General features: G+C 65.1%; 7 protein-coding genes. 4 read left to right on the top strand and 3 right to left on the bottom strand.

Annotated features, from left to right (window positions below):
• Positions 1-287 precede the first annotated feature (287 nt).
• Both QJT82_RS38335 and QJT82_RS38330 read right to left on the bottom strand, forming a co-directional pair.
• Entirely contained in the window at positions 288-1,235 is a 948-nt protein-coding gene (locus tag QJT82_RS38335; protein WP_259245213.1) for an NAD(P)-dependent oxidoreductase, read from the bottom strand.
• 8 nt (positions 1,236-1,243) lie between these two features.
• On the bottom strand, positions 1,244-2,050 hold the full coding sequence (locus tag QJT82_RS38330) for an N-acyl homoserine lactonase family protein (RefSeq protein ID WP_028343658.1): 807 nt from the start codon (positions 2,048-2,050) through the stop codon (positions 1,244-1,246).
• A 389-nt stretch (positions 2,051-2,439) separates the two neighbouring features.
• On the opposite strand from QJT82_RS38330, the gene QJT82_RS38325 reads away from it, so the two are divergent.
• From QJT82_RS38325 to QJT82_RS38310, 4 genes are all read left to right on the top strand, one after another.
• Positions 2,440-3,990: a caspase family protein gene (locus QJT82_RS38325; RefSeq protein WP_028343657.1), complete on the top strand. Its 1,551-nt coding sequence runs from the start codon at positions 2,440-2,442 to the stop codon at positions 3,988-3,990.
• A gap of 142 nt (positions 3,991-4,132) precedes the next feature.
• Positions 4,133-4,783 (top strand): OmpA family protein, encoded by a 651-nt coding sequence (locus QJT82_RS38320; RefSeq protein ID WP_028343656.1) that lies wholly within the window; start codon positions 4,133-4,135, stop codon positions 4,781-4,783.
• Positions 4,784-5,028: 245 nt separating this feature from the next.
• Complete coding sequence (locus QJT82_RS38315) at positions 5,029-5,946, top strand: efflux RND transporter periplasmic adaptor subunit (protein ID WP_028343655.1); 918 nt, start codon at positions 5,029-5,031, stop codon at positions 5,944-5,946.
• A gap of 13 nt (positions 5,947-5,959) precedes the next feature.
• Positions 5,960-9,112, top strand: a complete 3,153-nt coding sequence (locus QJT82_RS38310; RefSeq protein WP_028343654.1) for an efflux RND transporter permease subunit — start codon at positions 5,960-5,962, stop codon at positions 9,110-9,112.
• Between the two features lie 472 nt (positions 9,113-9,584).
• On the opposite strand, the gene QJT82_RS38305 is transcribed toward QJT82_RS38310, so the two are convergent.
• Positions 9,585-10,220 (bottom strand): pyridoxamine 5'-phosphate oxidase family protein, encoded by a 636-nt coding sequence (locus tag QJT82_RS38305; protein ID WP_028343653.1) that lies wholly within the window; start codon positions 10,218-10,220, stop codon positions 9,585-9,587.
• Positions 10,221-10,286 lie beyond the last annotated feature (66 nt).

The following is a 10,286-nucleotide window of genomic DNA, read 5'->3' as shown; positions in this document are numbered from 1 at the left end:
CACACATGAGGCTCCTGACCCGCAGACTTGCCGCTGCCCGCAAGGATGGGTGACTTATGAGTCAGACTCTGAGGAGCGCGTAGCGCGTCTCGAAGGATGCACGGCCCGGCTGGTGGCCGTCGACCCTTCGAGACGCGCGCGAGAGCGCGCTCCTCAGGGTGACGGTGATGGAACTTTGTACGCGGCTCCCTCCACCGTCATTGCGAGCGAAGCGAAGCAATCCATGCATCCGAGCATGCGGGACGATGGATTGCTTCGTCGCTACGCTCCTCGCAATGACGGTGCCGTTACGCCCTGTCGATATGTTTCGCGATGACCGGGAAGTAATTGTCCCCCGATCCCTTGTCGATCGCCTCCTGCAGCACCGCGCCGATCAGCTCCGCACCGCGGATCTTGATGCCGGCATCGGCGGCGAGCTCCAACGCGTAGGACAGATCCTTCAGCGCATATTCGGTCGAGAATGCGCGCTCGGGAAACACGCCGGGCACGATCGCCTTCATGCCATGGTTACGCAGCGCGAAGCTGTCGGCCGAGCCCTTCGACAGGGTATCCAGCAGCAGTTTTGGATCGACGCCGTTGTGCTTCGCCACCGCGACGGCCTCGGCCAGCGCATTGACGGTTTCGAACAGCACCATGTTGTTGAGAATCTTGGTCACCTGCCCCGCACCGACGTCGCCGCAATTGGTGACGTCGGTGGCGAAGCAGCGGATCAGCGGCTCGATCGCAACATAGAGCGCGGGCACCGCGCCGACCATCACGCTGAGCGTGCCGTCCTGCGCCGCCTGCCGCGTGCGCGCGATCGGCGCGTCGACCCACGCCGCGCCCTTGGCCTGCAACTGCCCGGCGAAATCGCGGGTCTGGCTGACTGAAGACGTGCCGAGATCGACCACGATCTGGCCGCTTCTCGTGCTCTTCAAGATGCCGTCGCCTTCGAACACCGCGCGCACGTGCCTGGCGCTCGGCAAGCAGAGGAACAGCACATCGCTCTGCTCGATGACGTCGGCGACCGACGCCGCAACTTCGGCACCGTCGGCGCGCAACCGCTGCAGCGGTTCGGCCGAGAGGTCGAACACGACAACGCGCTTGCCGTTCTTCTTGACGAGGTTGCGGCAAATCGGCTCACCCATCACGCCGAGGCCGATGAACCCGAGAGTCTTGGTGTCAGTCGTCTTGGTGTCAGTCATATCGCTTCTTTTTGACGTTTCTTGACGTGTTGCAGACGTGCCTCGCTCAATCGGCGAGGCTATTTCGCGAACGATCGCGACGGCGCCAGATGCAGGGCGAACGCATCGACCTTGTCGCTGGCCCGCGGATAGATCTCGCTGACGATCGGATCGTGACCGGGAATGAAGCGATCGGGATGACCGGCCAGTCGCTCGACGGTCTCCCAGCCTTGCGCCATGTCGCCGACATTGTAGACGATCGGGAACGGGCTGCGCTTGTGCAGGTTCGCGTAATAATGCGCGGCATCGGACGCTAGCACGACCGGGCCGCGCGCGGTCTCGATGCGCACCACCTGCAGGCCGTCGGAATGGCCGCCGACGCGATGAACGGTGACGCCGGGTGCGATCTCGCCGTCGCCGGAATGGAAGGTGACGCGCTCGCCATAGACGTGGCGCACCATCTGCGTGACGTGTTCGATGGAGAACGGATGGCGCAGCATGCCGTTGCACATGCAGCGGCCGGTCGCGTAGCTCATCTCACGTTCCTGCAGATGGAATTTGGCGTTCGGGAAGCGATCCAGATTGCCGGCATGGTCGTAGTGCAGATGGGTGACGATGACGTCCTTGATGCTGTCGGCGCTGACGCCGAAGCCGGCCAGCGCATCGACCGGGTTGAGCGTCAGCTTGCGGGCGCGCGCCTTGGCCTCCTCGGCGTTGAAGCCGGTGTCGACCAGGATGTCGCGGCCATGACCCCGCACCAGCCAGACGAAATAGTCGAGGTCCTGCGCGGTGGTGTCGTGCGGATCGGGCACCAGGAAGTTGAGGTGGGGCGTGCGCGGCGACATCGTCGCATAGCGCAGGGCATAGATCTCGTAGGCGTTTCCCATCGGTTTCGCTCTTGTTTGCAAGGCCTGTTTTGAACGGCTTGTCTTTGAATGGCTTGCCGTCCTGAACACAAAGCCATCGCCTCGCGCAAAGGTCAAACCGCGCGGCGTGCGACGAGCGCATGACAGGGTGGCGACAGCCGTTGTGAGTGCCAGCACATTATCGGCTCACAGGAACCAGCACCATGCCGTGACGGCGATGGCCGCCATGACCGTGTGCTGTTGCACTGCGGTCTCACCAGTATCACCGCGATAAACGATGCCGCCGCAAGCCGTTGACGGGGGTTTGGCCGTGGTTTGATAATGGATTTTCGCTAGAGTAAGGTCCCCGAGGCGCAGGCTGGAAGCGGCGCCGTTTCATTGGAATGCCGCGATCTGGATTTGCTGCGATTATGAAAATCCGCCTTGCCTTGCTCGCCACGCTGATTTTTTCAATCGCGGCGCCCACTTTGTCCTACGCCGCCGGCGACCGTTTCGCGCTGGTCATCGGCAACGCCAAATATCCCGACGCCGACGCACCGCTGAAGGAGCCGGTCAACGACGCCCGTGACGTCGCCGACGAGCTCAAGCGCGATGGCTTCACCGTCGAGGTCGGGGAGAACCTGACCGGCGACGGCATGCGCCGCGCCTTCGACCGCCTCTACGGCAAGATCAAGCCGGGCTCGGTCGCCCTGATCTTCTTCTCCGGTTACGGCATCCAGTCGAACCGGCAGAGCTACATGATCCCGATCGATGCGCAGATCTGGGCCGAGGCCGACGTTCGCCGCGACGGCTTCAGCCTCGAGACCGTGCTCGGCGAAATCAACAGCCGTGGCGCCGGGGTGAAGATCGCCTTGATCGACGCCTCGCGGCGCAACCCGTTCGAGCGGCGCTTCCGCAGCTTTTCGGCAGGGCTCGCCCCGGTGATCGCCCCCAACGGCACATTGGTGATGTATTCGGCCGCGCTGTCGTCCGTCGTCTCCGACAATGGCAGCGACCACAGCCTGTTCGTGCGGGAACTCCTGAAGGAGATCCGCACCCCCGACCTGATGGCCGAGGAAACGCTGAACCGCACCCGCGTCGGCGTCACCCGGGCCTCGCGGCAGGAACAGGTGCCGTGGATCTCGTCGTCACTGGCCGAGGATTTCTCGTTCATTCCGGCCGGCACGGCCGGGCCGTCGAACGCCGCGCCGGCACCTGCCGCGTCGCCGTCACCCGAGGTCGCAACGGCACCGCCGGTCCCGGCTCCGCCCGCAGCAACGCCGACACCGCCTGCGACAACCCCGACGCCACCAGCGGCAACAGCGCCGACACCATCACCGGCGCCGCCGACGCCTCCGGTTGCGGCAGCGCCGACTGCACCGCCACCCCAGCCCAAGGCGCCCGAGATCGCCCTGCCGCCGCCCGCGGCTCCCCCGCCGGTCGTGATCCAGCCCACGCCGGCGCCTAGCAATTCGCCCGTGCTCGCCGATGATCCGACGATCAAGAGCCTGAGCGAAAAGCTGGACAAGAATCCCGACGACGCAGCGGCGCTGTATCGCCGCGGCCAGGTCTATGCCAGCAAGGGGGCCTACGACCTTGCGGTGAAGGACTTCACCAATTCGCTGCGGCTGAACCCGAAGGATGTCGAGGCCTATAACAACCGCTGCTGGGTCCGCACCGTGATCGGCGACCTGCAGGCGGCGCTGAAGGACTGCAACGAGGCGCTGCGGCTGCGTCCGAACTTCGTCGATGCGCTCGACAGCCGCGGGCTGATGAACCTGAAGGGCGGGCAGAACAAGAACGCGATCGCCGATTTCGACGCCGCGCTGAAGATCAACCCGCGGCTGACCTCGTCGCTGTACGGGCGCGGGCTCGCCAAGCAGCGCAACGGCGCGGTCGCGGAGGGCGATCTCGACATCGCCAACGCCAAGGCGATGGACCCGAACATCGTCAAGGAATTCGCCGACTACGGCGTGCAGTGACAGACCGACGAAGACCTGCCCGCGAGCTCGAACCGCGGACGGAATTGCGCGACTAATCAGAGGGTGCGTGCCGGGCAGCAACGCCGGCGATCAATCTGAATAATTGCCTGGAACCGCGCCAGCTTGCGCAAGAGGGACCGAAATGTTCAAGCCGTCGGCAAAGGCCGCGATCGTTTCAATCATGACCGTTGGCGCCGCGCTGTCGTTCGGCATGGCCGTCGCCCATGCCGGCGACGTCACCGAAGATCAGATCATCAAGGCGCTGACGCCCGACAAGAAGCCGCTGACCCGCGGCCTTTCGGCCGGCCCGCAGACCACCTCGCCGGAGCTGAATGCCGACCAGGCCAAATTCGTGCAGAGCGTTCGCGGCCGCGCCACCCGCTCGCTGTCCTCGGCGGAACGCGAGGAAATCGCGACCATCGTCCAGGACAAGCCCAAGATCGATCTCGAGATCAACTTCGACTACAACTCCGCCGACATCAGCGCGAAGTCGCTGCCGTCGGTGCAGGCGCTCGGCCGCGCCTTGACCAATCAGGACCTGAAGGGCTCGACCTTCGTGGTCGCCGGCCACACCGACGCCGCGGGCGGCGAGGACTACAATCAGGGTCTCTCGGAGCGCCGCGCCGACGCCATCAAGCGCTATCTCGTCGACAAATACGGCATCAACGGCACCGATCTCGTCACCGTCGGCTATGGCAAGAGCAAGCTGAAGGACCCGAGCCACCCGATGGCGGAGGTGAACCGGCGCGTGCAGGTCGTGAACGTGGAAAACAAGGCCACCGCCGCCAAGTGATGGGCGTGGCGGACTGTGTTTTTGAGGTTACAATGCGCCCCGCACCCCGGCGGGGCGCATTTGCTTTTGGGCCAATGCCGTTGGGCCGAGACCCAAACGGCCCACAGGTGACCCGCCTCACATGACGTCAGGGCATGATCCGGAACAATGGCACCGGCCTTCCGAATGCCCAAGCAGTACGATAGCGAGCGTGATGAGACTTCGACCAACACCCATGATGCGCCAGGCTCTGGATTGATCAGGCGATGAATTTTTCCCAATACCTCAAGCCTGCGCTCGGCACGGTGGTTTTCCTCGCCCTCGCGATCGCCTATTACGCGTTCGAGCATCGCTCCCATCCCGAGGAGAAGGAGACGCCGGGCCAGGCGCTGGTCGTGGTGACGAAGTCGACCAATGCCTGCTTCTCCGACATGGTCCGCGTCACCGGCTTCATCGTGCCGCGCCGCGAGGCGCAGGTGAATGTCGACCAGGACGGCTCCAAGGTCATCGACGTGCTGGTCCGCGAGGGCGACACGGTCACCGAGAACCAGGAACTGGCGCGGCTGACCCCGCCGCCGCAGCAGGCCGCACAGGCCAATGCCAAGCCGCTTGTGCTGCGGGCGCCGGCGGCCGGCCTCGTCACCGAAGTGCGCACCGCGCCCGGCGCGCCGGCTTCGCCGCAGGGTCCGCCGATGTTCAAGATCTCCATCAACAACGAGATCGAGCTCGACGCCGAAGTGCCGGGCTTCCAGCTCCTGAAGCTCAACCCCGGCGCCAATGTGCGCATCAGCCGCGACGATGCGCCCGACATGGTCGGCAAGGTCCGTCAGATCTCGCCGCAGATCGACCGCACCACCCAGCTCGGGCACGTCCGCATCACCATCAACAACAATCCGACGCTGAAGGTCGGCATGTTCGCGCGCGCCAATATCGACGCCAAGCGCTCCTGCGGGGTCGCGGTGCCGCGCACCGCGATCGACCGCCTGACCCTGCAGGTCGTGAAGGGCAACACCGTCGAGACCCGCCGGGTGCGCGTCGGGCTGACCTCCGACACCTCGACCGAAATCCTTGAAGGCCTCGACGTCGGCGAAATCGTCGTGGCCGATGCTGGCACCTCGCTGCATGACGGCGACCAGATCAAGACCATGTTCGCCGACGAACTCGATCGCACGCGATCACGGTAATTCGGGCACGCTAATGGCTTTGAACATCTCGGCATGGTCGATCCGGAACCCGCTTCCCTCGATCGTCTTCTCGATTATCCTGCTCGTGCTGGGCTGGGTTTCCTTCACCAAGCTCGCGGTGACGCGGCTGCCGAGCGCCGACATTCCGGTGATCTCGGTCGCGGTCTCGCAATTCGGCGCCGCGCCGTCGGAACTTGAATCGCAGGTCACCAAGACCATCGAGGACGGCGTCTCCGGCGTCGAGGGCGTACGCCACATCTCTTCCTCGATCACCGACGGCCTGTCGGTGACCACGATCCAGTTCGCGCTGGAGACCAACACCGATCGCGCGCTCAACGACGTCAAGGACGCGGTGACGCGCGTGCGCGCCAATCTGCCGCAGAACGTCACCGAGCCGCTGATCCAGCGCGTCGACGTGATCGGCCTGCCGATCGTGACCTATGCTGCGATCTCGCCCGGCAAGACGCCGGAGCAGCTGTCCTATTTCGTCGACGACGTGGTCAAGCGCGCCCTGCAGGGCGTGCGCGGCGTCGCCCAGGTCGAGCGCATCGGCGGTGTCGAGCGCGAGATCCTGGTCTCGCTCGATCCTGACAAGCTGCAGGCGGTGGGACTGACCGCGGTCAATGTCAGCCAGATCCTGCGCGGCACCAATGTCGACGTCGCCGGCGGCCGCGCCGAGATCGGCAAGAACGACCAGGCGATCCGCACGCTCGCCGGCGCCAAGACGCTGAACGAGCTCGCTGGCACCATGATCCCGCTGTTCGGCGGTGGCGAGATCCGGCTCGACGATCTCGGCACCGTCACCGACACCATCGCCGACCGCCGCACCTTCGCCCGCTTCAACGGCGAGCCGGTGGTCGCGCTCGGCATCAAGCGCTCCAAGGGCGCCAGCGACGTCGTCGTCGCGGCCGCTGTGCAGAAGCGGATCGACGCGCTGAAGGTGGCCTATCCCGACGTCGACCTGAAGCTGATCGACACCTCTGTCGAGTTCACCAAGGGCAATTACGAGGCCGCGATCTCGACCTTGTTCGAGGGCGCGATCCTTGCCGTGATCATCGTGCTGCTGTTCCTGCGCGACATGCGCGCCACGATCATCGCGGCGGTCTCGCTGCCGCTGTCGATCTTCCCGGCATTCTGGGCGATGGACCTGCTCGGCTTCTCGCTCAACCTGGTCTCCTTCCTCGCCATCACGCTTTCGACCGGCATCCTGGTCGATGATGCCATCGTCGAGATCGAGAACATCGTCCGCCACATGCGGATGGGCAAGACGCCCTATCGTGCCGCCCTCGAAGCGGCCGACGAGATCGGCCTTGCGGTGATCGCGATCTCGCTCACCATCATCGCGATCTTCGCGCCGGCAAGCTTCATGTCAGGGATCGCCGGGCAGTTCTTCAAGCAATTCGGCATCACCGTGTCGGTGCAGGTGTTCTTCTCGCTGCTCGCCGCGCGCTTCGTGACGCCCATGCTGGCCGCCTATTTCCTCAAGCATCATGACCACGACGATCCGCCGCCCGGCCCGATCCTGCGCGGCTATCACAGCCTCGTCACCTGGTCGGTAAAGCACTACTTCGTCACCGTGCTGATCGGTTTTGCGATCTTCGCCGCGTCGATCTGGAGCATCACGCTGCTGCCGCAGGGCTTCCTGCCGGCGCAGGACACCGCGCGCTCGCTGCTCGCGATGGAGCTGCCGCCCGGCTCGCAGCTCGCCTACACCGAGAAAGTCACCGAGGAGATCGTGGCGCGGCTGCGCAAGCGGCCCGAGGTACGAAGCGTGTTCGTCGATGGCGGCCGGGTGCCGCCGGGCCTCCAGGAGGTGCGCCGCGCCGCGCTGATCATCAACTACACGCCAAAGGCCGACCGCAAGATCACCCAGCGCGAGCTCGAACTGTCGATCGGCAAGGAGCTCGATAACGTTCCCGACATCAGATTCTGGTTCCTCGACGAGAACGGCCTGCGCGCGATTTCGCTGGTCGTCACCGGTACCGACAGCAACATCGTCAACAACGTCGCCAGCGAACTCGCGACGCAGATGAAGCGGATTCCGATCATCGCCAACGTGATCTCGGAGACCGCGCTCGACCGGCCCGAGCTGCGCATCCGTCCGCGCGCCGAGCTCGCGGCCCGGCTCGGCGTCTCGACCGAGAGCCTGTCGCAGACCATCCGCGTCGCCACCATCGGCGACGTCGGTCCGGCGCTGGCGAAGTTCGACGCCGGCGACCGCCAGGTGCCGATCCGCGTCCAGCTCGAGGACAATGCGCGCAGCGACCTGCAGATGCTGGAGCAGCTGCGGGTGCCGCTCGGCCAGCGCGGCGAGCGCGGCGGCGTGCCGCTCTCCGTGGTCGCCGACATCCAGCTCGACCAGGGCCCGACTAGCATCAACCGCTACGACCGCGAGCGGCAGGCCACCGTCGCGGCCGATCTCGTCGGCAACGCCGCGCTCGGCGACGCCACCAAGCTGATCTACGACCTGCCGGTCATGAAGAGCCTGCCGAAGGGCGTGAAGGTCAGCCCGTCCGGCGACGCCGAGAGCCTTGCCGAACTGTCCGACGGCTTCGCCACCGCGATCACCGCCGGCCTGATGATGGTCTATGCCGTGCTGGTGCTGCTGTTCGGCACCTTCCTGCAGCCGATCACCATCCTGTTCTCGCTGCCGCTCTCGATCGGCGGCGCGATCGGCGCGCTGCTGCTGACCGGCAAGCAGCTCACCACGCCGGTATGGATCGGCATCCTGATGCTGATGGGCATCGTCACCAAGAACGCCATCATGCTGGTGGAGTTCGCCGTGGAGGCGATCCGCGACGGCAAGGCGCGCGAGGAAGCCATGATCGACGCCGGCATGAAGCGCGCCCGCCCGATCGTGATGACCACGATCGCGATGGCCGCCGGCATGATGCCGTCGGCGCTCGCGTTCGGCGCCGGCGGCGAATTCCGCTCGCCGATGGCGCTCGCGGTGATCGGCGGCCTGATCTTCTCGACCGCGCTGTCGCTGGTGTTCGTGCCGGCGATGTTCATGGTGATGGACGACATCGGCAGCCTGATCTGGCGCTTCGGCAAACGGTTCGTGGTCTCGCATGCCGACCACGAGCTGACCCCGAACGAGAAGCAGGCTGACGAGACCAAGCGGCCGCCCGGTCCACCGAACATGATCTCGCCCGCCGCGGAATGAGCTGAGGCTCGCCAGCGGTGCCGCCAAAGCATGGTGAAGCCGGGTTTGGCGGCAGTCGCGAAGGCCGCCGTCGCAGGGCGCGCTGCCAAAATATCGAAAACAACCCCATGCAAAGTAGCCGGCGGCTGCCGGCGTCCGACATGGCAGCTTGACTCGTCGGGCAACTCAGTGGCATTCTTCCATTATTCAGAAATCGTATGACCGCGGCGTCGCTTCTCTGCGGCCAACCGTAGCGACGCCGCCGTTGAGTCCGCGGCCCCTCCACTACGTCGTCCCTGCGAAAGCAGGGACCCATAGCCACAACTGCCAATTGTTGGGCGATGCTGGAACGACGAGTCCTGCAACAAGGTCCGCCGCGGCGTATGGGTCCCTGCTTTCGCAGGGACGACGATGAGGATGCTTCCCGATTCAGGGCGTCACGCCACGCGGTGTCATCACCCGGGCATGCGATTCAATCTGGTTTCATTGAGTTCTAGTAGAGTCTCGTGCGATAGGCCTCTTCCATCGCCTTCTCGGCGACCTCGACCTCGATCGCGGCGGTCTGCTCGGCGATGATCCGGCCGAGCGTCGGAAAGCTGTGGCGCTCGACTTGCGCGGCGGGATTCCAGAGCTTCGAGCGCATCAGCGCCTTGCCGCAGTGGAAGTAGGTCTCGTCGACATGCACCTTGAGGCCGATGACCGGCGTGACGTTCTGCACCGTCAGCGGCGTCAACAGGTCCGGCTCCTGCGAGATCTCGGCGCGCCCGTTGACGCGCAGCGTCTCGTTGATGCCGGGCACCATGAAGATCAGCCCGATCCCGGGCGAGGCGATGATATTGCCGAACGTATCGACCCGGTTGTTGCCGCGCCGATCCGGGATCAGCAGCGTCTTGTCGTCGAGCACGGAAACGAAGCCCGGCGCATCGCCGCGCGGGCTGGCGTCGGCGTGACCCTTGCCGTCGCTGGAGGCGATGACGAGGAACGGCGACAGCGCGATGAAGCCGCGGCAGAACTTGTCGAGATGGTAGAGCACCTTTTTCTCGGCGAGCGGGCTCAATTGCCCGAAATGCGCACGAAGATCCTCCTGCGATTTGACCGGCGGCTTGCCGCCTGCATTCTGGTCACCCATAGCGAACCTCCCGTTTGGTTTGTCCCAATTAATTGAGCACGATCTTGTCGGAAAACCGCTTCGCAC

This window comes from Bradyrhizobium sp. Mp19, from assembly GCF_029952935.1.
Taxonomy (GTDB): Bacteria; Pseudomonadota; Alphaproteobacteria; order Rhizobiales; family Xanthobacteraceae; genus Bradyrhizobium; species Bradyrhizobium elkanii.
This window is presented reverse-complemented; position numbering and strand designations above follow the sequence as displayed.

What these genes read in the sequence shown, in the direction of transcription:
- QJT82_RS38330 (WP_028343658.1), bottom strand. Translation starts at nt 2,050, where the DNA reads ATGGGAAACGCCTACGAGATCTATGCCCTGCGCTATGCGACGATGTCG.
- QJT82_RS38325 (WP_028343657.1), top strand. Translation starts at nt 2,440, where the DNA reads ATGAAAATCCGCCTTGCCTTGCTCGCCACGCTGATTTTTTCAATCGCG.
- QJT82_RS38320 (WP_028343656.1), top strand. Translation starts at nt 4,133, where the DNA reads ATGTTCAAGCCGTCGGCAAAGGCCGCGATCGTTTCAATCATGACCGTT.
- QJT82_RS38315 (WP_028343655.1), top strand. Translation starts at nt 5,029, where the DNA reads ATGAATTTTTCCCAATACCTCAAGCCTGCGCTCGGCACGGTGGTTTTC.
- QJT82_RS38310 (WP_028343654.1), top strand. Translation starts at nt 5,960, where the DNA reads ATGGCTTTGAACATCTCGGCATGGTCGATCCGGAACCCGCTTCCCTCG.
- QJT82_RS38305 (WP_028343653.1), bottom strand. Translation starts at nt 10,220, where the DNA reads ATGGGTGACCAGAATGCAGGCGGCAAGCCGCCGGTCAAATCGCAGGAG.